Source organism: Geodermatophilus sp. SYSU D00758 (assembly GCF_054049955.1).
In genome coordinates this window covers 107,101-131,773 of record NZ_JBJGYK010000006.1, presented here as the reverse complement: position 1 = coordinate 131,773, position 24,673 = coordinate 107,101, and the positions used below count along the sequence as shown (strand labels likewise).

Annotated in this window: 12 protein-coding genes; 9 read left to right on the top strand and 3 right to left on the bottom strand. The window is 69.0% G+C overall.

What is annotated here, in order from left to right:
• The first annotated feature begins 44 nt into the window (after positions 1-44).
• The 4 genes from ACI8AC_RS06470 (at position 45) to ACI8AC_RS06455 (ending at position 2,536) form a co-directional block, all read left to right on the top strand.
• The gene (locus ACI8AC_RS06470; protein ID WP_456896327.1) at positions 45-719 is read left to right on the top strand and encodes a TetR/AcrR family transcriptional regulator; all 675 of its coding nucleotides are present in this window, start codon (positions 45-47) and stop codon (positions 717-719) included.
• A 150-nt stretch (positions 720-869) separates the two neighbouring features.
• Positions 870-1,493, top strand: a complete 624-nt coding sequence (locus ACI8AC_RS06465; protein WP_456896325.1) for a type IV toxin-antitoxin system AbiEi family antitoxin domain-containing protein — start codon at positions 870-872, stop codon at positions 1,491-1,493.
• 10 nt (positions 1,494-1,503) lie between these two features.
• Positions 1,504-2,178, top strand: coding sequence for a nucleotidyl transferase AbiEii/AbiGii toxin family protein (locus tag ACI8AC_RS06460; protein WP_456896323.1), 675 nt, complete (start codon positions 1,504-1,506; stop codon positions 2,176-2,178).
• A gap of 1 nt (position 2,179) precedes the next feature.
• Entirely contained in the window at positions 2,180-2,536 is a 357-nt protein-coding gene (locus tag ACI8AC_RS06455; protein ID WP_456896442.1) for a nucleotidyl transferase AbiEii/AbiGii toxin family protein, read from the top strand.
• Positions 2,537-2,581: 45 nt separating this feature from the next.
• Here the strand turns inward: ACI8AC_RS06455 and ACI8AC_RS06450 are convergent, their stop codons facing one another.
• Positions 2,582-4,162, bottom strand: a complete 1,581-nt coding sequence (locus ACI8AC_RS06450; RefSeq protein ID WP_456896321.1) for a DEAD/DEAH box helicase — start codon at positions 4,160-4,162, stop codon at positions 2,582-2,584.
• 527 nt (positions 4,163-4,689) lie between these two features.
• On the opposite strand from ACI8AC_RS06450, the gene ACI8AC_RS06445 reads away from it, so the two are divergent.
• Positions 4,690-5,436 carry a GP88 family protein gene (locus ACI8AC_RS06445; protein ID WP_456896319.1) on the top strand — a complete coding sequence of 249 codons (747 nt, stop codon included), beginning with the start codon at positions 4,690-4,692 and terminating at the stop codon, positions 5,434-5,436.
• 30 nt (positions 5,437-5,466) lie between these two features.
• Here ACI8AC_RS06445 and ACI8AC_RS06440 read toward each other — a convergent pair whose 3' ends face one another.
• Both ACI8AC_RS06440 and ACI8AC_RS06435 read right to left on the bottom strand, forming a co-directional pair.
• Complete coding sequence (locus tag ACI8AC_RS06440; RefSeq protein WP_456896318.1) at positions 5,467-7,320, bottom strand: hypothetical protein; 1,854 nt, start codon at positions 7,318-7,320, stop codon at positions 5,467-5,469.
• 140 nt (positions 7,321-7,460) lie between these two features.
• Entirely contained in the window at positions 7,461-7,733 is a 273-nt protein-coding gene (locus tag ACI8AC_RS06435) for a hypothetical protein (protein ID WP_456896316.1), read from the bottom strand.
• A 626-nt stretch (positions 7,734-8,359) separates the two neighbouring features.
• Here ACI8AC_RS06435 and ACI8AC_RS06430 point away from each other — a divergent pair.
• Genes ACI8AC_RS06430 through ACI8AC_RS06415 form a run of 4 tightly spaced genes read left to right on the top strand, consistent with a single transcriptional unit; the run spans position 8,360 to position 24,575 of the window.
• Positions 8,360-11,248, top strand: coding sequence for an SNF2-related protein (locus ACI8AC_RS06430; protein WP_456896314.1), 2,889 nt, complete (start codon positions 8,360-8,362; stop codon positions 11,246-11,248).
• Positions 11,248-15,939, top strand: a complete 4,692-nt coding sequence (locus ACI8AC_RS06425; RefSeq protein WP_456896312.1) for a class I SAM-dependent DNA methyltransferase — start codon at positions 11,248-11,250, stop codon at positions 15,937-15,939. The genes ACI8AC_RS06430 and ACI8AC_RS06425 overlap by 1 nt, the downstream gene beginning before the upstream one ends.
• Positions 15,936-22,325, top strand: a complete 6,390-nt coding sequence (locus tag ACI8AC_RS06420) for a DEAD/DEAH box helicase (RefSeq protein WP_456896310.1) — start codon at positions 15,936-15,938, stop codon at positions 22,323-22,325. Before ACI8AC_RS06425 ends, ACI8AC_RS06420 begins: the two co-directional genes overlap by 4 nt.
• Before the next feature lie 3 nt (positions 22,326-22,328).
• A complete protein-coding gene (locus ACI8AC_RS06415) occupies positions 22,329-24,575 on the top strand; it encodes a 3'-5' exonuclease (RefSeq protein WP_456896308.1) in 2,247 nt (748 codons plus the stop codon).
• The last annotated feature ends 98 nt before the right edge of the window (positions 24,576-24,673 follow it).

Genomic DNA, 24,673 nt, shown 5'->3' with positions numbered 1-24,673 from the left:
GGCTTACGCTGTAAGGCAGGTCAAGACCTGAGGAGGACGACGACATGCCTCGACGCGCCGCCCGCGGAGCCGGGCAGCACGCGGCGCTCACCCGCGACGCCGTCCTGACGGCGGCGGTGCAGCTCGCCGACCGGGAGGGGGTCGCGACGCTGTCAATGCGCCGGCTCGCCGGTGAGCTGGGCGTGGAGGCGATGTCGCTGTACCACCACGTCGCCGGAAAGGAGGCGATCCTCGACGGGATGGTCGACCTCGTCTTCGCCGAGATCGAGCTGCCCGCCGCCGGGGAGGGCTGGCGCGGCGCGATGCGCCGGCGCACCGAGTCGGCCCGGGAGGTGCTGCGGCGCCACCCGTGGGCGGTCGGCCTGATGGACTCCCGCACCGCGCCCGGTCCGGCGACGCTGCGGCACCACGACGCGGTGCTCGGGTGCCTGCGGGCCGGCGGTTTCAGCCTGGCCGGCGCCGCGCACGCGATCTCGGCGGTCGACAGCTACGTCTACGGCTTCGTGCTGCAGGAGACGAACCTGCCGTTCGACCCCGCCGGCGGCGGTATGGAGGAGGTCGCCGACGCGGTGATGCAGGCGATGCGGGAGGAGTACCCGCACCTGACCGAGCTGATCCAGCAGCACGCGCTGCAGCCGGGCTACGCCTACGCCGAGGAGTTCCTCATCGGGCTCGACCTCGTGCTCGACGGGCTCGAACGGAACCGCCCCGGCTGGTGACCCGGCGGTACGGCGGCGCACTCGGCTTCCGACCTGCGGCTAGATGGCGGCGCCCGGGCAACGCTGACCCCGGGTCTCTCGAGCTCCGGTCTTCACTAGCCGAATCCTTATCGGTGAGATAAGTTTCCGCGTAGCGAGAGGGGAGGCGACGTGGCCGGACTGCCCGGGGAGATGACGCGCGCGCCCCTGCGGACCTTCCGCCCGCAGGACCTCGCCGAGGTCTACAGCCAGCCGAGCGTGCAGCTGCACCGGCTCATCCGGGATCCCCGGGTGCGCAAGGCCGCGCACGGCCTCTACTACACCGTCCCCGACGACCAGGACCCCACCTGGATGCCGACCCTCGAGGCGGTCGCCGCGGGGGTCGGCACCGCCATCTTCGGGGAGCGGGTCCCGGTGCTGATGCACCTGACCGCTGCCCGGCTGCTCGGCGCGCTGCCGCGAGCCATCGGGCAGGCGTTCGTCGCCGTCCCGCGGCAGCGTGCGCCGCTGCACCTCACCGACCGGCCCGCCGCCACGGTCACCTTCGTCGCCCGCGACGTCGACGCGCTCGACGCGGTCCTGCACCCCACCGATCTCGGCCGTGCCCTGGTCACGACCCCGGAGCAGACGGCGCTCGACCTGACCAGGCGCCCACGGCTGGGCGGCATGCCCGACGACTGCCGGGCCGCCGCACGGGTGCTGCTGCCGCGCTGCGACCCGGAGCGGCTCGAGGAGATCGCGAAGGCGCAGCGGATGCTGCGCACGCTCGACCGGCTGCGCGCCGAGAACGCGTAGGGCGCACGCGGTGGACGACGGCAGCGAGGCACCCCTCCGCACGCGCTACGAGGCGCTCGAGCTCTCGGATCCGGGCTGGCTGGCCGCCGCCAGCGCGTACGCGAGCACACCCGAGGGACGAGAGCGACTCAGCGCCGAGGCCGACGAGGCGGCGGCCACCGGCGATGTCGCGGCAGCCGCGCGGCTGCGCACCGCACTGCTGCGCGGTGAAGCGCAGCGGATCGCGGAGGACGAAGCAGCACGCCGGCAGGGAAGGCCCGGCCGGCGCAGCCTGGAACCCGGCGAGGTCGCGCGGGTGGCGTCGGCGTTCGGCGTCGCCACCGAGCAGGTCCTGCGCGATCACGCCGTCAGCCACGTGCTCGGCGCGCTCGCCGGCATGGACGGCGCCGATGACCTCGTCTTCTTCGGTGGAACCGCGCTGTCGCGCACGTTACTGCCGACCCTGCGGCTGAGCGAGGACATCGATCTGCAGTTCCACGGTCGTCGGTCGGACGTGGCGGGCCGGATCGAGCGTGCGGTCGCGCGTGGCCTGCGCCGATCGCACGGGGAGGTGACGTGGATGCCTCGTCCGGCCGACACCGCCGGATCCGAGGCGGCGGTCCTCGGTATCGAGGAGCGCATCCAGATCCGCGTGCAGCTGTTGAGCGCGGACCGCTACCCGCCCCTGGCCGACCGAGCGGCGTGAGCTGGTCCAGCGCTACTCCGACGCACCCGCCGCGACGTTGAGCACCCTCACCGCCGCCGCGTTCGCCGCGGCGAAGACCGTCGGCTGGATCGATCGGCACGCAGAGCGCGACCTCTACGACCTCTGGGCGCTCAGCGAGCACGGGTACATCGACGCCGAGGCCGCCGACCTGCTCGCCCGCCTGGGACCCACCGGCGGCCAGGTCGCGCCGTGGATGTTCGATCGGGCTCCCGGTGAGGAGGCCTGGCAGACCGCCCTCGGTCATCAGGGCGTCGTCCGCGTGTCCGCCGCGGAAGCCCTCGCCGGGGTCCGGGGCCAGTGGCAAGCAGCTGTCCGGTCGGGCCGGACGGCGGAGTAGGGCTCGACCGCGACAGCCGGCACCGTCACCCGCCGTGGAGCAGCCCTACGCCTGCCAGCCCAGGTGCCACGCGAACAGCTCGGCGCCGGTCGTCCCACGGGGGAAGTCGATCTGCTCGTCGGCGATGCCGGTGAGCTGGTCGAGGAAGGCCTCGTGTGCGCCGGTGGCCGGGTCCTCTGCTGTGTCACGCACGTACATGACGATGAAGGTCGCCGGGCGCCCGTCCGCCTTCGGGCGGATCACCCGGCCCATGCGCTGGATCATCTGCCGCCGGGTCTTGGTGGTCGCGAGGATGACGCCGACATCGGCCTGAGGGACGTCGATGCCCTCGTCGAGGACCCGCGGCGCCGCCAGGACCCGCACCCGTCCGCTCTTGAAGTCCGCCAGCCGCTGCGTCCGTTGCCAGCGTCTGAGGCCGCTGGTGAACTCCAGTGCCGCGACGCCGTGTGCTCGCAGGACCGTGGCGGCTGCGACAGCGCTGTCCTTGGTCTCGCTGAAGACGAGGCCACGCTCGGCGGCAGCCAGCACCGGCGCGAGATCGGCCAGGGCCTGCATCTTGGGACGGCAGTCGGCCAGCAGCTGACGACGTTTGCTGAAGGCGTTGAGGTAGGCGCGCGCGTCCTTGGTCGCGCGCATGTCCTCGTGACGTCCCGTGCTGAGGGTGCTGACCTCCATCATGAACTCACCGAACGGTTCGTCGACGCAGCCGTGGTCGTTGACGAGCCGGCGCCGGAGAGTCCTGGCCTTCTCGTCGTATTCGTCGTGCCGTTCGCGTTCCTCGGCGGAGAAGTCGACGCCCAGCAGCCCGACACGGAAGCGAGCGAGGATCTCGTCGTCCAGCGCGCGCCGGTAGTCGCACCCGGCGATGACGTCGCCGAAGTAGGGCTCGACGTGGACGGCGAGACCGTCGTCGTTGCGCTCGAAGGTGGCCGTCAGGCCCAGCCGGCCGCTGAACTCCGGTTCGAGCGCCAAAGCGAACGATTCGGCTCCGCAGCGGTGCACCTCGTCGGCGATGAGCAGACCTCGCGTCCCCAGCGGCAGCATGTAGTTGCGGCCGGCGTGGTGCATGGTCGACACGACGATCTGATGGCGACGCAGGTCGTCCGAGGAGCCGTCCCCGCCACGGCCTACCGAGATCCCCGGCAGGTCGCGGCACAGGATCCCGTGCCACTGGTGCATGAGCTCCAGGCCGGGCACGAGGATCAGCACCTTCTCCCCGGCCTCGAGGGCCGCGGCCGCCGCCAGCACCCCGACGGTCGACTTGCCCGTCCCCGTGACCGCCTCGACGACGCCGCGGCGGCCGTTGCGCTCCCAGACGGCAAGAGCCTCCCTCTGCCAGGCCCGGGGCTCCTTGCCCGCGTAGCACCGCGGGAGGGCCTCGCTGGCTGGCGGCTTCCTCGGTGAGGGAATACCGGCGTGGGTTCCCTCGACGAGGTACCAGCGGGGCGGCGTGCTCCCGTCCGGTGCGAACAGCTCGCGCCGCTGGTAGAGGACGCGGTTGACGTCCGAGACGGTCAGCCCGGAGACGCCGCGTTGGGTCAGCCCGGAGAGCAGCTGGCGCTTGTGCTGACCGGCTTCCTCGGCGAGTAGCTGCTGCAGGACCCGGGCGACGAGCGGACGCGGCACGAGTCAGCCGCCCAGATCAACGAGATGGAGCGCCGGCACTCAAGACTTCTCGGCCATCGAGGCGCCGATCTTGAGCGCAGCGGGCAGCGGGCCGGTGAGCTCGGTTCTCGACCGCTCCGCATGGCATGGCTCATCCGCCGCACCGAGTCACGGCGTGAGATCAGACCGTCCGCAACCGAACCCGGCGGGCGTGTCGCGTGCCGACCGGCATTGTCCTGCTGCCCAGCCGCCGGGACCGTTTTCCTCGCGTAGTCGAGGGGACAGCCATGGACGGCACTCACATCGACGAAGCCGGCACGGGGCTCGCGGACGTTCGTCATCACCAGGCCAGCGAACGAGCACTCCAGCTCGCGGCAGCGCGGCGACCGAGCGTTCGGGCGCCCGGAAGGAGAGGCCACAGCCCCCCGGCGGTGTGACCGGGTCCGGCCATGCCCTCGGCCGGAGCGGAGCCGCGCACTGCCGCGGGGTCCGTACGGAACGGGCGCGGGTCACCTGCCCGGAGTGCACCCGCTGGTCGAGCAGCGGGCGTGCTGCGCCGGTCCGCGGATCGCAAGGTCACCAACCTGCCGTCCCCCAACGGCAAGACGCCCAGGATCGCCAACAGCTTTGGGCTGCCCGCCGGCCGTGCCCACTCCTGCCCAGGAGCCACGGCGACCTGCGTGCGGGTCTGCTACGCGGGCAAGCTCGAGAAGCTCTACAGGGGCCTGCGCGAGGTCCTGGTCGGCAACCTGGAGACCCTGACCGGGCTCGACCGGGCCGGCATGGCAGCGCTGCTGATCGACATGATCGCGGGCTTCCGGGCCGACTGCGAGCGGGCGGAGAAGAGAGGCGCCGTCGTCCCCCGCGACTTCCGCATCCACTGGGACGGAGACTTCTTCTCACTCACCTACGCGGAGGCATGGGCGGACGTAGTCCGCGCCAGCCCGGACATCCGCTTCTGGGTGTACACCCGCAGTTTCGACCCGGCGAGCCTGGACGTCCTCCCGGTGCTGGCCGGCCTGCCGAACCTGACCGTCTACCTGTCGGTCGACCCCGACAACCTGGCCGCGGCAAGCGCAGCGAAACAGCGAAATCCGTGGGTCCACTGGGCGTACCTGGCTGAGACGTTCGCCGACGGACGGGCGGACCTGGCGGAGCTGCCCGGCAAGCGCTACCCCTGCCCGGAGAACGGGAAGCGCATCCCGCTCATCAGCGAGAAGGGGTCGGCCTGCATCCGCTGCGGCATCTGCCCGAGCGGTCGCGGAGACGTGGTGTTCTCCATCGCGAAGAGGTGATGCCCGGCGCGGCGGCGGCGGCGAGTGGGGTCACCGCGCGCTGGCGACGTCCTCCGGCTTCACGAGCCCGGTGGCGACCAGCTCGTGCCGGACCTTGGCGTTCGCCCGCTCCAGCGCGCGTAACGGCCCGTCGAGCTGCCGCCGCGCATCGACGAACAGGTCCGCACGAGAGTCCGCCAGCGAGGACGCCAGAGCCGCACGTGTGCGGACGGCGGTCGCCCCGATCAGTCTTGCCGTCTCTGCTGCGGCGGCGAGCACGAGTTCGTGCCTTGCAGCCGCGTCCTCGAGCCAGTCTCGGGTGACCCGCTCACCCCCCGGCGAGGCCAGGACGACGTCGAAGACGTCCGCCGTCTCCCATGCCGCATCTGCCGCGGACGACCAGGACGCCGCGCGCCGGCGGGCCAGCGAGGACGCCTCCCGAGCGAGGGTCGCCTCGACCCGGCCACGAGCATCGCCGAGCAGCCGCGTCCGCGACTCGCGGTCGAGCGTCGTCGCTGCGCGGAGCTCGGCGTCGGCCGCGGCGACGGCGGTCGTGGCCGTCTTCTGCAGGTCCGTGGCCGCGGCATTTGCACGCCGCCGCGCTGCCGGAAGGATCTGGGCGCGCCACGTCCGGTTGGTGCGCTCTTCGACCTCGGCCACCTTGCCTGAATACGCCTCCAGCTTGGCCAACGAGTCGGCCCGAGCCTCGTGCAAGGGAGCCAACTTCATGGTCTGGGCGGCCTTGGACCCGAAGAGGCCGCCCAGCGCCGACCCGACGATGCCTCCGAGGACGGTACCGGCGCCGAGGGTGAGGCCACCGGTGAGGACGTCGATCCCGCCGCCGACGATGTGGCCCACGGTGCCACCGGCCGCCACGCCGCCACCCGTGACGGCGACGTCGGTGGTGACGTTCTTGATGAGGCGCCCCGTGTCTCCGTGGTGCTTGAGGAGGGCGCTTTCCTTCATGCCGCTGCGCACAACTCGGATGGCCGACCCCAGGACGGGCAGCGTGGCGTCGGGTAGTGCCGACGATGCGGCATCGAGAACGTCGCCCGCGTCGTTGATCCGGCCGACCGCCGGGCCGAACGCATCCGCAAGAGCGTCTTCCGCACCCGAGAGGGTCAGGCCCTCGGCCACGATGACGTGGTGGCCGTCGAGCATGGCGACGTCGAAGGGCTCGGACAGGTCGACGTGAAGGGCATCCTGTGGGATGTCGGCCGCGTCGGAGTTGACGATGACCGGGATGCCTGGGTTCTCGGCGAAGTGGTCGGACGTGCCGCCGTCGAAGTCCTTCGTCACCTTGACGTTGAAATCGCGCCCGTCGATCGACAGGTCGGAACCGGGGTTGTTGCTGAGCGACTCGAGCTGGGCACGGTCACCGAGCCACGGGGTGAGCTGGTCCATGACCTGCTGCTCGCCGACGTGCCCGCGCCACTTGAGAAGGGACTGCTCGGTCCACAGCTTGTAGCCGTTCTCCTGGACCGTGCCCCATAAATCGAGGCTGTTCGACACCTGCTCGTGGGTCAGGGCGTGCACCGCCTCGAGGACGCTCTGGTTCGGGGTCAGCCAGTCATGGACGCCGACGGCGCCCGCGATCGCACCCGGGACCATCGCGTCGTCGACAGCCGACCGGCGCCCGGCGGGCCGTGGCTCCCTTTTCGACTCAGCTTCCGGCCTCGCCGAGCGTCCCCGGTCGGCGCTCCTGTCGGGACCCGTCCGTGAAGGTTCAGACGTCGAGAGCCCGTCCAGGAGCTCGGACTGCGGGCGGAGCGCCGTTGTCGCCATCGCAGCGAAGCGCCCCGGCACGACTTCGCCGATCGACGACCCGCGCGTCCTCCGAACCAAGCCGGCCGCGCTCACGGCGGCGACCACCAACACGACGACCGCTACGACGAGCCAGAGCATCGAACACCCCTTACAGAGCCTCGCCGGGTCTGCTCAAGGCCGGCACATAGGGGCACATTCGGTTCGACGTAGGATCGACTTGAGTCGACAGGGCCGTTCTCCCCGTTCCTGGGGAGTATCAGATGGTGCCAGCGGCCTGCTCAGGCGGTTGATGCCTGACCTCCCATGGCACTTGCGAGATGTCCATGAAGGGTGAGCACCTGCACCTGGGTCTCGATGCCGCTCACGTCTTGCGTGAGGTCAATGGCGTGAACGTGCAGCGAGATGCCTGCTTGTCGAATGACGTACGTATCCGGTCTGGTCGGGGACCCGCCTGCGTAGACCAGATGGCCGGCCGGTAGTCCGAGCCGAAGGCAGTAGGTGATCAGCTGGTAGACGTTGGCATTCGGAAAGGCGCCGTCGTCGTCGAGCAACTTGTATGTCGTGTCGGCGACCGCCAGGACGTGCTAGCCGTCCGCGACGACCAGGTCCGGCTTGATGGGGACGCCGTCGTCCTTGATGCGCCGGTTGATCCCTCGCACCAGGAGGCGGCCCGGAAGTGTCGCCCATGGGTCCGGTCGGCCCACCCAGCGGAGACGTTCGCCGACGGGCGAGCGGACCTGCGCGGCAGGCCCCGACCCGTGTTCCGAGAAGAGACGACGGATATTTCCCTGGTCCATCGAGAGGGGGGGCGTCCTGCGTCCGATGCAGCGTCTGCCCAAGCGGTCGCGGAGACGCCGTGTTCTTCATCGCCAAGCGCTGAGATGCCATGAGGTCGCGGAAAAGTCAAGAGGAGGAAGAGCGTCTTCCCACGGCTTTAGCTCCGCATCGTGCCGCCGCAGAGGATGCCCGGATCGGCGACTCACTGACCACAGTGGCCCCATTGGGCTACGCGTCCCCGTGCCCTTAGTGATCGGTCGCCTCCCCTATGTAAGGTCAGCCTGCGGGACTGAACCACTGGTTCCCGGAAGGGTCGAAGGCTTCGACGCGACCGGCGGAAGCCCATCGACCTGATGGTTCCTTCCGCGTCCCCAGTGCCAAGTCCTGGGAACGGGGAGACATGACGGCGACGATGCCCAGCACGGCCGAGGACTTCACGGCCGCCCCTGGTTCGGTCGTGGAGGTCCGCGACGAGCAGTGGCTCGTCACCAACGTCGAGCGGGCCGGCGACGGCTGGCTGGTCGACGTCCAGGGGCTCACCGAGTTGGTGCGCGATACCACCGCTACGTTCGCCACGGTCCTGGACAAGGTGAACGTCGTCGACCCGGCCGATGCCAAGGTCGTCGCCGACGACTCCCCGGGCTACCGCCGCAGCCGACTCTGGCTCGAGGCGATGCTGCGCAAGTCGCCGGTACCGCTGACCGACCCCGAGCTCACCGTCGCGACCCGCGGCCTGGCCGACGCCCTCGGCTACCAGCAGGCCGCCGTCCGCAAGGCCCTCGACGCCGAGAACCTGCGACCGCGGATCCTGCTGGCCGACGCGGTCGGCCTCGGCAAGACGCTCGAGATCGGCATGATCCTCGCCGAGTTGGTCCGGCGCGGGCGCGGCGAACGAATCCTCGTGGTCACTCCCCGCCACGTCCTCGAGCAGATGCAGTCCGAGCTCTGGACCCGTTTCGCGCTGCCGTTCGTGCGGCTCGACTCGCTCGGCATCCAGCGCATTCGCCAGAAGCTGCCGGCCAACCGCAACCCGTTCACCTTCTACAAGCGCGTCATCATCTCGATCGACACGCTGAAGTCCGACCGGTACCTGGCCCACCTGCAGAAGCAGCGGTGGGACGCCGTCGTCATCGATGAGTCCCACAACGTCACGAACTCCACGTCGCAGAACAACCGACTGGCCCGCCTGCTCGCCTCGCGCACCGACGCGCTGATCCTGGCTTCCGCCACGCCGCACAACGGCAAGGCCGAGTCCTTCGCCGAACTCGTCCGGATGCTCGACCCGAGCGCTGTCCGCCCGGACGGCACCGTGATCGAGGACGAGGTGCGGCGGCTGGTCATCCGGCGCCACCGGCACAGCCCCGATGTCGCCAGCGTCGTCGGCGGCGACTGGGCCGAGCGGAAAGAGCCGCAGAACCTGCTCGTGGCCGCCTCCCAGGCAGAGAACGAGATCGCCCAGGAGCTGGAGGACACCTGGCTGTATCCGGCTAGCGGGTCCTCGCCCTACTCCGGTGCGAACGCGGGTCTTTTCCCCTGGACCCTCGCCAAGGCGTTCCTTTCCTCGCCCGCCGCACTGCGTGAGTCGATCAAGGAGCGGATCCGGCGCCTCGGCACGTCCCCGACGGCGGATCAGCAGCGAGAGATCGACGCACTGAAGGAACTCGACCGTCTGGCGGCCGCGGCGGACACGAAGACCTCCGGGAAGTACGCCGCACTCGTCGAGTACCTGCAGAAGATCGGCGTCGGCCCGAGGAAGCAGATGCGGGCCGTCGTCTTCGCCGAGCGGGTCGCGACGCTGAAATGGCTGCAGAAGGCGCTGCGCGACGACCTGGGGCTGGCCGACGAACAGGTGGGGCTGCTCCACGGCGGCCTCAGCGACGTCGAGCAGCAGGAGGTGGTGGAGTCCTTCAAGCAGGCGTCGTCACCGATCCGGGTTCTGGTCACCGGTGACGTCGCATCCGAGGGGGTGAACCTGCACGCCCAGTGCCACGAGCTCATCCACTTCGACATCCCGTGGTCGCTGATCCGCATCGAACAGCGCAACGGCCGCATCGACCGCTACGGACAGAAGTTCCCGCCGCAGATCACCACCCTGCTGCTGAACCCCGACAGCGAACAGTTCGCCGGGGACGTCCGGGTGCTCAAGAAGCTGGTCGAGAAGGAGCACGAGGCGCATCGCGCACTCGGTGACTCAGCCTCGCTGATGGGCAAGTACGACGTCGCGGCCGAGGAGGAGGCGATTCGCCGCGTGCTCGCCGAAGGACGCGACCTCGACGACGAGGTGCAGACCGTCGAGCAGGTGGCTGCGTCCGGCGGCATCGCGGGCATTTTCGCCCGGCTCACCGCCGGGAAGCCCGCCGATGCACCCACCACTTCGACCGGCAGCGGCCCCGCAGGGGTCTTTGCCGACGAGCTGGAGTTCTTCCGCGAGGCCCTGGAGGAGTTCCTGCCGACCCCCGGTGCGACGCCGCCCAATGGCGTCTCCTGGAAGGAGCACCCCGGCCACTCCATCGTCGAGTTCGTGCCCCCGGCCGACCTGCGGCAGCGCCTGGAGGTGTTGCCGCAGTCCTACCTCGCCGCCCGCCGGGTGGCCCAGAGGATGCTGCTGGCGACCACGGTTCAGCGGGGCAAGGCAGAGCTGTCCCAGGCCCTCGCGGACGAGTCCAGCTCGCTGTGGCCGGAGGCCCATTTTCTGGCTCCCCTCCATCCGGTCGTCGAATGGGCGAGCGACCGCGCTCTTGCCAGCCTGGGACGCAATCAGGTCTTCGCGGTTCGCAGTGACGCGGCGGAGCTCACGGTGCTGCTTCACGGCACCCTCACCAACCGTCGCGGCCAGGTCGTCGCGGCCTCTTTCCTGCTCGCGACGTTCCCGAACCCGGCGAACCCCTCCTTCGCCCTGGTGGAGCCGTTCCCCTCGGCGCAAGACGCGCTCACGGCCATCGGCTTCACTGGCCCGGCCATCAATGCCGGCGGCTCCGCGGACGCCGACCTGCTGACGCGATACGTGAGGCCTGCGGTGCAGGCTGCCGATCAGCTGATGGGTGGCGTCGTGCAGGCAGCCGAGACGGCCACGCGGGACCGGGTCCAGCGGTGGTCGGAACGCACCAATCGATGGGACGACGAGGCGGACGTGCTGGTCCAGCGCTCCGAGGTACGCGACCGGCGCCTGCGCGTCGAGGAGGAGCGGGACATGGCCATGACGATGCTGCCCGAGCGTCGGCTCGTGCGGCCGTTGTTGGTGGTCGTCCCACGAGACGCCGATATCCGCGCAATGGTGGGGGAGAACTGATGGCCGGCAGCGACGCCATCCTCATCGGTGAGGATTGGATTTCCGAGCACTTCTTCACGACCGACGCCACCTCTCAGTCGTTCCAGGCCTTGGTGGTTGCTCGGCGTAAGGCATGGGACGAGGCCAAGGACGCCGGCACGACGCGGACCCGATTCATCGAGGCCCGGCGCTGGCTCCTGGACCGGCTGTCTGGGCTCGGTGTGGCAGACGATGAGACAGACCTGATCCCCGACCCCGACGAAGTGCTCCCCCAGGTGTACGCGCGCGTGCTCGAGGTTCTGGGGTACGGCGGCATCGGCCTGCGAATCGAGCGCACCGGACCCGTGCTTCGGGTCAGCGCACCGGGGATGACGGAGCGCTCGCCGCTGGCGATCGTGGAGGCGGCCGCGACCGGGTCGGTCGAGACGCTGCTCAACAAGAACGCCGACACGTTGCTCGCACCGTTCCGGCTGGACGACGAGACCGAGCTGCCGTCGGTGGCGCGGACCCTCTCCGCGCTGTTCGTCGCCGACGAGGCCCCCGACTACGCGCTGGTTCTCGGCGGGCGGTTCCTGCTCGTCGCCGAGAAGGCCCGCTGGGCGGAGGGCCGGTACCTCGCGGTCGACCTGCAGCTCGTCTGCGAGCGCAACGACGACCGCCGCGGCGGAGAGGTCGACCGCGCCCTCACTTGCGTCAGCGCCGAGTCCTTGGCTCCCGATGCGGAGGGGGGTATCTGGTGGGACCAGACGTTCGGGGACTCCATCAAGCACACCGTCGGGGTGTCGAAGGACCTCCGCGAAGGCGTGCGGCTCTCGATCGAGATCTTGGCCAACGAGGTGGTGCGCCGGCGCGCCCGTCAGGGCCTGCCGCCGCTGCCGGCGGATCAGGCGCAGCCGCTGGCCATCCAGTCTCTGCGGTTCCTCTATCGCATCCTCTTCCTGCTCTACGCCGAGGCCTCGCCCGAGCTCGGTGTGCTTCCGGTCGGTTCCCCGGAGTACGAGCGTGGTTACAGCCTCGACCGTCTGCGCGAGCTCACCCTCGTCGAGCTCGCCGGCCACAGCGCGCAGGACGGCTCTCACCTGTACGACTCGTTGGCCGTGCTCTTTCGGCTGGTCGACCGGGACACCAAGACCATCGCCGACGACGGGCGGCCGCCGGAGGGACTGGAGTTCCGCAGCCTGCGGGCCGATCTCTTCCGGCCGGCCGCCACCGCCCACATCGACGAGGTCGGCCTCGGCAACGCTGCACTTCAACAGGTGCTGCGCCACCTCCTGCTGAGCAAGGAGTCACGCGGCAAGGACCGCGGCTTCATCTCGTACGCGGAGCTCGGCATCAACCAGCTCGGCGCCGTGTACGAGGGCCTGATGAGCTACACCGGCTTCTTCGCCGAGACCGACCTCTTCGAGGTCGCCAAGGGCGGCGACGCGAGCAAGGGCTCGTGGGTCGTGCCCGTGGACCGGGCCGACGACATCTCACCGACGGATTTCGTCCGAGCTGAGGACCCGGTCACTGGCGAGCTGCGCCCCGTGCTGCACGAGCGGGGCACGTTCGTCTTTCGGCTCGCCGGCCGTGAGCGCCAGCAGTCGGCCTCCTACTACACCCCGGAGGTGCTGACCCGGTTCGTGGTCTCGCAGGCGCTCGAGGAGCTGCTGGACCAGGACGGCTCGACCACGCCGGCGGAGGAGATTCTCGGGCTAACCGTGTGCGAGCCAGCTCTCGGCTCCGGCGCGTTTGCGATCGAGGCGGTCCGGCAGCTCGCCGAGCAGTACCTGCGACGACGGCAGGAGGAGCTCGGCGAGCGCATCGAGCCCGACGAGTACCCGCGGCGGCTGCAGGAGGTCAAGGCCTACCTCGCCCTGCACCAGGTGTACGGCGTTGACCTCAATGCCACTGCGGTGGAACTCGCCGAGATCTCGCTGTGGCTCGACACCATGGTCGAGGGGCTCGACGCTCCCTGGTTCGGGCTGCACCTGCGCCGCGGGAACTCCCTCATCGGTGCGCGACGAGCGATGTTCCGTCGTGACCAGGTAACCAAGAAGACCTGGCTCAACGACGTGCCGACGGACGCGCCTCTCACCTCGCTGGCGAAGGACGTCGAGGATGAAACTCTCGCATCCGGCGTCGGGGGACAGGTGCACCACTTCCTGGTGCCGTCCGCCGGGTGGGGCGCGGCGGTGGATGCCAAGGAGGCCAAGGCGCTCGCTCCTGAAGCGCTCGACCGGCTGAAGACCTGGCGCAAGGACATCCAGGCCAAGCCGACGACGAAGCAAGTCGACGCCCTGGTCGACCTGGGCTACCGCGTCGAGGCGCTGTGGCAGATCGCGTTCCGCCGCCTGCAGATCGCCGAGCGCGAAATTCGCCGGGCCATTCCGGTGTGGGGCAGTGAGTTGCCGACCGAAGGCGGTGCGGTCCAGCGCGAGCAGATCGAGGCAGCACTCGCTGACGCCGCCGGCGCCTATCGCCGCCTGCGCCGGGTCATGGACGCCTGGTGTGCCCTGTGGTTCTGGCCGCTCACCGACACTCTTACAACGCGCCTCGTCGACGGACGGCGTGAGCACGTCCATCCGCCCACGCTCGATCAATGGATCGACGCGCTGCAGATGCTGCTCGGCCGGCATGCCGGCAAGGGCCGAGTCGCGGCCGGTCAGCAGACCATCGCCGCAGGGAGCACGTGGGACGAACTCGGGGACTTCGAGTCGAACGACCTTGGCTTCGCCAGCGCGTATTCCGTGTCCGCAGTGTTGGACAAGCACCCATGGCTCCGGGTGTGCGAATACGTGGCTGCCCAGCAGGGCTTCTTCCACTGGGAGCTCGACTTCGCCGCGGTTTTCGCTCGAGGCGGTTTTTCGCTCCAAGTCGGTAACCCTCCGTGGGTCCGTCCGCGCTCGGACGTGGATGCGCTCCTTGCTGAGGGGGACCCTTGGTGGCAGCTCGCGATTAAACCTTCGGAGACGCTCCGTGCGGTGAAGAGGGCAGAGACTCTCACCCTGCCTGGCATCGCCGACCTGGTGGTAGATGGGACCGCGGACGTTGCTGCGACCGCAGCGTTTGTGGGATCGGCCCAGCAGTACCCCCATCTTGCCGGGCTACAGCCAGACCTTTATCGCTGCTTCATGGAGCAGGCCTGGCGGCACAATTCCAATCATGGGGCCATTGCGCTAATTCACCCGGACTCTCATTTCACTGACGAAAAGGCAGGCCTCTTGAGGGCCGCCGCGTATGAGCGTTTGAGGCGGTGCTGGCTTTTCATTAACCGGCTTGGACTGTTCGACATCGGCACCCTCGTCCCGTACGGAGTGCATGTCTACGCCAACCCTGGGAACACGCGGTTCATTGTTGCGTCCTCTCTCTATCACCCCGACACCGTGGTTCGGTCCCTATCGCAGGATGGGTCCGGGACGGAGCCGGGTCTCAAGGACCCTGATGGTCAGTGGGATCTCCGGCCCCATCGGAACCGCATAGTCACAGCTACTGACGAGACCCTCGCAACCTGGCGCGCCGTCCTCGAGGGCCCTGAAGTCCCCCTGCGTCGCACTCGCATGGTGTACGCAGTTAACCGGTCGACTGTCTCCGTCCTCGAGAAGATTTCGCAAAGCAGTCGCATCGCGGAACTTGGGCTGGAGTTCTCGCGTGGATGGGATGAAAGCATCGACCGCAAAAAGGGCTACTTTGAACTAGCATGGGGCGCGCCAAACTCGTGGAATGACGTCATTCTGCAAGGGCCACACCTTTTTGTCGCCACTCCATTTTACAAGACGCCCAATAAGACCATGCTGAACAAGCAGGACTGGTCTGCGACAGACTTTGAGGCACTACCTGCCAACGCGATCCCGGTCACGGCATACAAGCCGTCGGGCGACCGATACGACTACGATTGCGGTTACACCGAGTGGGGCGATAGCGGCAACCCCAAGCCTGCGCGTGACTACTATCGAGTAGCCTGGCGCAATATGACCGACAATAGCGGGAGTCGGTCCCTTATCCCTGCGATAATCCCTCCGGGCGCCGCGCACGTGCACGGCGTTGCATCGCTTGGGTCCAGTAAGGCTGACCCGAGTCTAGTCGTGGCGGTCTCCGCGTTTCTGTCCTCCTTGATCTCTGACTTCGCAGTCCGCGTGGCGCCTAAGTCAACGATCTCGCCTTCCACTATCCGTCGCCTCGCATACGTCGACTCGGCCTTAAGGGGCGAGCTTCTGCTGCGCGCCCTGCGGCTTAATGCCGTAACAGGCGCCTATAGCGATCTTTGGGAGTCTTGCTTCTCAACCAACTTCTATGAGGATGGATGGACTAAACCGGCTTCGGGGGCCGATCAGATCCATCTGGGGGACGTTGCTCCGCAGTGGAGCGAAAATACGCCTCTCCGTGTCGCTGCGGATCGGCGTCAAGCGCTTCTGGAGATCGACGCGATCGTGGCTGTCGTTCTTGGGCTCTCGATTGATGAATTGTCAACCATCTACAAAACTCAGTTCCCAATTCTCTACGGGTACGACCGCAATCGTGATTATTTTGATTCGAATGGTCGCCTCGTCCCGAACTCTGTGCTGACCACCTGGCGGTCCAAGGGTGGGCGCATCTCTGAGGAAGAACGAACTGCTACAAACCCGGCCGGGAACACCTACACGTACGAGTTGCCGTTCCTGACGCTCGATCGCGAGGCCGACATGCGGCAGGCGTACGCCCACTTCGAGCAGCTGCTGAAGGATCGTTCGTGAGCGAACTCCTGCCCACGGTGCAGGCGGAGAACATCCGCGACAGTCTTCTTGACTACCTGACCACGACGTTCGCCCTCACCGACGACGATGCCCGTTCTGCGCTCGCGGAGTTCCTCGGCGATCCGAAGAACGGCTTGTTCAAGGGGCCGTACGTCCGACTGAGGCTGCCGTTCCGCCCGGCTGAGCCGGGGTGGCGGTCGTCGCTCGACTGGTACGAGGGCTTCCCGCCGTATGGGCATCAGGCCGAAGCCTTCGCCCGGCTCACCAGCGCCGACCTCGGGCCGGACAAGTCGCGTCCGCTGCCGACACTCGTCACCACGGGTACTGGCTCGGGAAAGACCGAAGCGTTCCTTAACCCGATCCTTGACCATGTGTTGCGCGCTAAGCGCGCCGGCGTCACCGGGACCAAGGCGATCGTCCTCTATCCGATGAACGCCCTCGCCAACGACCAGGCGAAGCGGCTGACGCAGTTGCTGACGTCCGTCGATGCCCTGGCCGGCGTCACCGCCGCCCTCTACACCGGTGAGAAGGGGGCCAGCCGCACGAAGGTGACTTCGGAGGGCTTGATCACCGAGCGGGCGGTCATCCGCAGCGACCCGCCGGACATCCTGCTCACGAACTACAAGATGCTCGACCAGCTCTTGTTACGGCATGAGGACGCCGGGCTGTGGGAGAAGAGCGCTCGCAGCCTGCAGTACCTGGTGCTCGACGAGTTCCACACCTACGACGGCGCCCAGGGCACCGACGTGTCGATGCTCCTACGGCGTCTCGGTCTCGCGCTGAAGAGCCACTGGGCGGCTGACGCCCCCGGCCTGACGCCGGAAGACTGGACTCGGCCGCTGGGACGCATCACCCCCGTTGCCACGTCAGCCACCCTCGGCGACAAGGGCGACCCCGCGGCAATGCTGGAGTTTGCTCACACCGTCTTCGGCGAGGAGTTTCCGGCCGGCAGCGTCATCACCGAGACACGGCTGGACCCCCTGGATTGGATCGCCGACGCCCCCAGCGTCGTGGCGGCGCTCGGTTACACGCCTCTCGATCTCGACGACGAGGCCGTCATCCGCGTCACCGAATCGGTCGCGGGCCTAGGCCAGCGTGCGGAAGGGCGAGCGATCGCCGAGACGGTACTGGCGAACCTCTACGCCGCACCCAGCAAGGGCGATGGGAGCCCGGACCTCGCCGGGGTGGATGCCGCGACTCTTCTCGACCTGCTGAAGGCGCACCCGGTCACTCCGCTTCTGCTGGATGCCGCAGCGGCGGCCGTGTCGGTCGAGCACTTGGCCGGCGCGCTCGCCGGAGAAGCAGAGCCCGGGCCTGGAGCCGAGCGGGCCGAACCGGAGAGGTGGCGGGAATGCGTCGTCGCGCTGCTGGCCGCCTTCAGTCATGTTCGGTCGGAAGTCGGGCGGGACGCGGCGTCCGTGGACCTGCATCTCTGGGTGCGGGAGCTGACCCGCATCGACCGCACGGCGAGCGGAACTCCGCGCTACCACTGGAGCGACGACGGAGACCTCGAGAGCCTCGACATCGAGGAGGCCACGTCCACCGAACAGGGGCCGGCACTGCCCGCGCTATTTTGCCGGCACTGTGGCCGCTCCGGGTGGGGCGTAATCCTCGCGCCCACGGGGTCCGATCTCGACACCGACGACCTGACCATCCGACGGCGCCGGTTCCAGCGCGACCAGCGGTTCCGGCCTCTCATCCATGCGCCGGCCGAGGGCGACTGGGCCCAGATGCCGGACGCGCCGCCCGTCGAGGGGCTGATGTGGTTCGCCGTCCGGGAACGTCGGCTGCTCGCGACGCTGCCGGACGACGAGCTCGAGCTGCGGAGCGGCCGCGTTCTGCCGGTGCTCACTCACCGCGGCGCCGACGCGGGGGAGCTGTCACTGGACGACGCCTGCCCTGCCTGCCAGCAGAAGAACGGCATCCGCTTCCTCGGGTCGGCCATCGCCACGCTGCTTTCGGTGACCTTGTCCACTCTGTTCGGCACGGACGGGCTCGACGAGGCGGAGAAGAAGGCGCTCGTCTTCACCGACAGCGTGCAGGACGCCGCTCATCGGGCCGGGTTCGTTCAGAGCCGCTCCTTCAGCCTCACTCTGCGCGCGGTGCTGCGCGAGGCGGTCGGCGACCAGCGCGTGAGCCTCGACCAGCTCGTCGAGGAGGTCATGCTGAACGCCGGGGACGACGCGCACCGTCGGTACCGAGTCGTGCCCCCCGAGCTAGTGGACCGCGACGAGTTCGCCCCCTTCTGGCAACAGCCCCGGCTTCGCGCCGTCCCGGCGTCGGTTCGCACCCGCGTGAAGCGCCGGCTGCGGCTGGACGCGGCCCTGGAGTTCGGCCTGCAGTCCCGCACCGGGCGAACGCTCGAGCGCACCGGCAGTGTCGCGGCCGAGGTGTCAGTCGGTCACGCCACCCTCTTGCGAGCAGCCGACCAGACGATCGAGGAAGCCGGCGGGCTGCCCACGCTCGAGGGGCTCGAATCACCCGACGCCCGAGCCAAGACCGCGTGGGTCCGCGGCGTGCTTGAGCGGATGCGGGAACGCGGCGCCATCGAGCACGAATGGTTTCACCGGTACCAGCAGGAGGACGGACGGAGGTACTCGGTCTGGGGCGGTCGGCCCCGCTCCGACGGCATGCCGGCGTTTCCTGCAGGGCGTCCCGCACCGGGCTATCCCCGGGTCGGCGGCAAGAAGCTGGAAAAGGCGACCGACCTCGATGCGGTCGCCACACCGCAGAGCTGGTACGCCATGTGGGCCGCGAAGAACCTCGGTCTCAGCCCAGCGGACGGAGCGAAGCTGGCCCGCCTTCTGCTGCAGCGGCTTGCTCAGCTCAATGTTCTTGGCGTCGTCACCAGCCAGACTGCTGCGCAGATCTACCAGTTGCCGCTGTCCTCGATCGTCGTAGGCCCCGTGGAGCTCTCGGACCTGCAGGCGGGCGGGCATCACCTGATGTGCCAGGTCTGCCAGACGCTGGTGCCCGGCAGCACCACCGTCGTCGACCAGCTGGCCGGGGCCCCGTGCATGGTGGCTCGATGCGGTGGGCGGCTCGAGCGAGTGAGTCGCGACGACAACTTCTACCGGCGGATGTACGCGTCCACCGACATCCGTCGGGTGGTCGCCCGTGAGCACACGAGCATGCTCGACGACGCCGTCCGCCTGCGGTACGAGGAGGCGTTCAAGAACCACCAGGACAACCCGCAGGCACCCAACGTCCTGGTCGCCACGCCCACCCTCGAGATGGGCATCGACATCGGCGACCTCTCGGCGGTCATGCTCGCCTCGTTGCCGCGCAGCGTCGCGTCGTACCTGCAGCGTGTCGGCCGCGCCGGCCGCCTGACGGGTAACGCCCTGAACCTGGCGTTCGTCACCGGTCGCGGTGACCAGCTCCCGCGGCTGGGCGATCCGTTGTCGGTGATCAACGGTCAGGTGCGTCCCCCCGCGACTTACCTCGACGCCGAGGAGATCCTCCGCCGCCAGTACGTCGCCTCCGTCGCCGACCGCCTGGCCCGCGACCCGCTGGCTCCCCACCCGCGTCGCGCGCAGGAGGCCATCGGCAGCACCGAGCCTGGTTCCTATCTGCACGCCCTCATCACCGAAGCCGAGACCCACGCGGACACACTGGTTGCCGCGTTCCTCGACGGGTTCCCGACCCTCGGTGAGGCGGCGCGCGAGGCCCTGCGGACCTGGGCGTCCCCGGTCGACGGCGTATCCGGAACCAGCCCGCTGGCGGTCCGCCTTCACGGGGAAGCGCACCGTTGGGCACACGCCGTCGAGACGCTTGGATTCCGGCGCTCAGCGATCGCCGCCGCGCTTCCGGAACTGCAGAAGGTGGCCGACGGCCCCGCGGCCACGGACGACGACAAGCGCGCCGTCCGCACCGCACGTGCGTCCCTGCGATTGACACTGAAGCAGCTCGCCGATCTCCGCGGTGAGTACTGGATCGGGGTGCTCGAGGAGTACGGAATCCTCCCGAACTACACGCTGCTCGACGACTCCGTCACGCTCGACGTCACGCTCAGCTGGGTCGACCCGGACAGCGGCGAGTACATGACCGAGCCCTTCTCGTACCACCGCGGCGGAAGCCAGGCTTTGCGCGAGTTCGCGCCCGGAGCGACGTTCTACGCCGGCGGTCACAGGCTGGTCATCGACGCCATCGATCTCGGGCATGACGGCGAGGCCGTGCGCACCTGGGTGTTCTGCCCGGCCTGCGGCTACGCGGCAGATCCGGCGGTCAGCGGGAGCGTGGCTGCCTGCCCTCGGTGCGGCGGCAAGGAGATCGCGGACACCAAGCAGCGCCTCGAGGTCGTGGAGCTGGAGCGGGTCTACTCGGCGATGCGTCGCGACGACGCGGTGATCACCGACGACCGTGACGAGCGCACCAGCGAGGTCTTCACCGTGGTGACGGCGGCCGACATCGACTCGGAGCGGGTCACCCGGCAATGGTTCGTCGAGGGCTACGGGTTCGGCGCCAAGCACCTGCGCGACCAGACCATCCGCTGGGTGAACATCGGCAAGGCGGGTGGGCAGGGATCCTCACGCCTGCTGGCGAACTCTGAGTACGCCGCACCGCTGTTCCGCATCTGCGCGTCGTGCGGGCAGTTGGACACCAGCACCGGTGCCAACCGACGCACCGAGCACCGACCCTGGTGCCCGCACCGGAAGTCCGCCACCGAGAACACCCGGAGCATCGCCCTCAGCCGGACGCTGCGCACGGAGGGGCTCGTCATGCGACTGCCCCGCTCGGTGACTCTCGGGGACGGGTTCGCCGTCCCCAGCCTGTCGGCGGCAATCCTTCTCGGCCTGCGCGAACGCATCGGCGGAGCGCCCGACCACATTCAGGTCGCCACGATCGTCGACCCGACGTACTCGGACGGCACGGAGAATCACGAGGCGTTGCTGCTGCACGACGTCGTCCCTGGTGGCACGGGGTACCTCGCCGAACTCGCGGACCCAGAGACGGTGTGGTCGATCTTGCATACCGCGTGGACGATCCTGCGCGACTGTGAATGCCAGACGGAGCAGCGTCTCGCCTGCCACCGCTGCCTGCTGCCGTTCGCCGCCCCCCACCAGGTGAGGTCGGTTTCCCGCGCCGCCGCCGAACGGCACCTGCGGGACATCCTCACCAGCGGCCACGGCGACGAGCCGGCGGATGAGATGGACTGGACCTGCACGCTGACCGAGCCTCGCGACTTCGATCCGGAGTCAGACCTCGAGCAGCGCTTCCGCGCCGTTCTGGGCGCTCGGCTCAAGGCGGCGGGCGCCACGATCAAGGACCAGCCCACCAGCAAGGGCAACCGCTCCACGATCACCATCGGTGGTAGCGGACGGGTGTGGACTCTCGAGCCCCAACAGTTCACCCAGGGGTCTGTCCCGGACTTCGTCCTGCGGTGCAACCAGGGCGGGATCCCCGAGGTGGCGATCTTTGCCGACGGGTGGCAGTTCCACGCCAGCCCCGCGATCAACCGGCTCGCTGACGACGCCGGGAAACGCTCGGTGCTCCGCGACAGCGGTCGCATCGTCCTCGGTATCACCTGGCAGGACCTCGAGGACGCCGAGGCAGGAGTCGTGTCCGCGCCGTCGTGGTTCTCGCCCGACCAGACCGGGGCGATCATCGCGGAGGCCGCGGGCCAGCTGACGGCCGCGTCGGTCGAACTCATCACGGGTGGTCCGGTGGACCTTCTCGTCAGCTGGATCCAGGACCCGCAACCAGACGCGCTGGAACGACTCGCGAACTGGCTTCCGTTGTTCCTGCTCTCGGCGTCGCAGCACCAGGGCGTCGCTGACCTCGACGGTTCCGTCGCCACTGCGGTCCACGTCCTCGACGGACAGAGCCCCGCGCCGGCTGAGGGTGTGTTCGGCTGGGTGTGGAAGAGCGACACCGTCGCGCTCGCGGCACGGGCGGTCGACCCGACGTCCAGTGCCATCGAGCTGGCCCTCGTCCTGGACGACCGGCCCCATCGCGTCGGACCCGAACACAAGGCCGCGTGGCGCGACTGGCTCCGGTTGAGCAACCTGCTCAACCGGCGTACCGCTCCCACCGTCATCAGCACCAGGACGCTGGCGGACCTGTCGGAGAGCTCTCCTGCGAGCGGTGCGGCGCTGTCACCCGCGGCATCGCTGCCGGCGGAGTGGCAGGAGCTGTACGACAACGGCACTGCCGCCGAGAAGCACCTTGTGCTCGCCCTTGCCGAGGCCGGCGTGGACGTGCCCGTCCAGGGCGAGGAGACGCCCGACGGCATCCCCCTGGGGCTCGCCTGGCCTCAACTCCACGTGGTCGTCGACATCGGCTACAGCGACGAAGACCGCGCAGACCTCAGCGTCGCGCATTGGCGGGTGGTCGAGCCGACCGCCGACGCCGTCCGAGACGTGCTCACCGCAGGAAGGTCCTAGTCCATGCCTCAGATCGTCATGGGTCCCAGCCAGACGGGCACGCTCGACTCGTCGGTGAAGAAGCAGGCGTACGCCTTCCTGGAGAAGCTCTCCACGGACGACACACTGCCGGGCCTGCACATCGAGCCGATCAACAACTCTGCGGACACCCGGGTCCGCACCGGCCGGGTCAACGACTTCTACCGGGCCGTGCTGTTCAAGGTGCAGGGCCAGGGCGACAGCGCGCACTACGTCTACCTAGGTGTGCTGCCGCACGACGACGCGATCTCCTTCGCCAGGAAGGCGCGCCTGACGGTCAACCCCGTCAACGGCATCGCCGAGCTCATCGTGGCCGGCGACGACCAGCCGACGCCGGAAGCCGTTGCCGGTCTCGCGGAGGCACGTCCGGCCCTGGCGGAGGTGCAGCCTGACCTCGTCGTCGCCCAGGAGGCTCCGGCTGTCGCGCTGCTCCCCGCGCTCGGGGTGGACGAGCCGGCGCTCGTCGAGGACCTGGGGATCGATCGATCGCTGGCCCTGGCCGCGCTGGCCGCGACCTCGGAGGACGAGATCCTCGGCCTCGTCGAGGGTGCCGTGGAGTGGCAGGGGCTCGCCCTCATCGACCTGGCCAGTGGCACCAGCGTGCAGGAGGTCAAGGACACCCTCAGCATCAGCGATGAGCCGGAGGCGCTGCAGCCGGACGTGGGGGAGGACCAGCGTCTGCTGACAGCCCTCCAGCACCCCGCGGCGAAGATGCAGTTCGCCTTCATCGAGGACGACGACGAGCTGCGCCGGGCGATTGAGGACACTGACTTCGCCGCTTGGCGGGTCTTCCTGCACCCGGAGCAGCGCCGGTACGCGACCGCTTCGTACAACGGACCCTTCCGGCTGTCCGGCGGGGCAGGCACCGGCAAGACCGTCGTCCTCCTGCACCGGGCCCGGCACCTGGCGCGGCAGAACCCGTCGGCCCGGATTCTCCTGACCACCTTCACGAAGACGCTCGCGGAGGCCATGCGGGCTGACCTACGCCGGCTCGACCCGACGCTGAAGCTGGCCGAACGGCTGGGCGACCCGGGCATCTTCGTGTCAGGGATCGACGCGACCGTCAGCGCAGTTCTCAAGTCGGCGGGACCCCACCTCGCAGTGGACGTCGAGGCGGTGCTCGGGCCGCGGTCCGCGGAGATCTCCGGGCGCACCAAGGACGCGGTGTGGGTGGACGCGGCCGCTGCAGTCCCGGAGCTCCCTGTGGATCTGCGGAGCAAGGCGTTCCTCACGTCCGAGTACGCGATGGTGGTCCTGCCCGCTCGGGTGACCAGCCGAGACGACTACCTCACGGCACGGCGACCAGGCCGAGGAGTCGCTCTCGACCGCAAGAAGCGCCTTGCCGTGTGGTCGGTCGTAGAGGCCTACCGGTCCCGGGCCAGCATCGAGGGAAGCATCGACTTCGCCGAGGCAGGTGCCATTGCGGCGGCGTCGCTGGAGCGGCGAACCGCTGAACAGGGGACCTATCGGGTCGACCACGTCCTCGTGGACGAGGGTCAGGACCTCACTCCCAGCCACTGGCAGTTCCTCCGGGCACTGGTGGAGCCCCATGCCGACGATCTCTTCATCGCAGAGGACTCACACCAGCGGATCTACGGTCAGCGGGTCGTGCTCGGGCGTTACGGCATCCGCATCGTTGGCCGGTCGCAGCGCTTGAAGTTGAATTACCGGACCACGGCGCAGACCTTGCGATACGCCGTCGGTGTTCTCGAAGGTGAGGAGTTCATCGACCTCGAGGACACGTCCGAGGACTCGGGGCACTACCGCTCGGCGCGTAGCGGGCCGCGGCCGCGCGTGGTCGAGTGCGCCAACCTCACGGAGGAGCTGGAGGCTGCCGCCAAGACGGTGAACGACTGGCTGGGGAGCGGCGTCGTCCCGGAGACGATCGGCATCCTCGTGCGAGACGCGCAGCAGGCGGGCCAGGTCAGCCGCGGGCTGGCCGACCGCGGCGTCGAGGTGCGCCTCGTCGATCAGGGAGCCCTGCGACAGGGCCAACCGCTGGTCATGACCATGCACCGGGCGAAGGGCATGGAGTTCGCGCGCGTGCTGATCTTCGGTGTCAACGAAGGTCTTGTGCCGGCCCAGTACCTACTGAAGGACCTCACTGAGGCCGACCGCGCGGACGCTCTGACCCGTGAGCGTTCGCTGCTGTACGTAGCTGCGACTCGGGCCCGCGACGAACTCGTCATTACGACGAGCGGTAGCCGAAGCGCCTTCTTGCCGACCGTTTAGCGTCGCCCGCGCTTTGCAACCCAGCGACATTTGAACATTCAGTGATAGTTCGCCGCCCCAGCGCTGCCATCAACTTCTTGGGTGCTCGCCAGAGCCAC

What these genes read in the sequence shown, in the direction of transcription:
- ACI8AC_RS06415 (WP_456896308.1), top strand. Translation starts at nt 22,329, where the DNA reads ATGCCTCAGATCGTCATGGGTCCCAGCCAGACGGGCACGCTCGACTCG.
- ACI8AC_RS06440 (WP_456896318.1), bottom strand. Translation starts at nt 7,320, where the DNA reads ATGCTCTGGCTCGTCGTAGCGGTCGTCGTGTTGGTGGTCGCCGCCGTG.
- ACI8AC_RS06425 (WP_456896312.1), top strand. Translation starts at nt 11,248, where the DNA reads ATGGCCGGCAGCGACGCCATCCTCATCGGTGAGGATTGGATTTCCGAG.
- ACI8AC_RS06430 (WP_456896314.1), top strand. Translation starts at nt 8,360, where the DNA reads ATGACGGCGACGATGCCCAGCACGGCCGAGGACTTCACGGCCGCCCCT.
- ACI8AC_RS06470 (WP_456896327.1), top strand. Translation starts at nt 45, where the DNA reads ATGCCTCGACGCGCCGCCCGCGGAGCCGGGCAGCACGCGGCGCTCACC.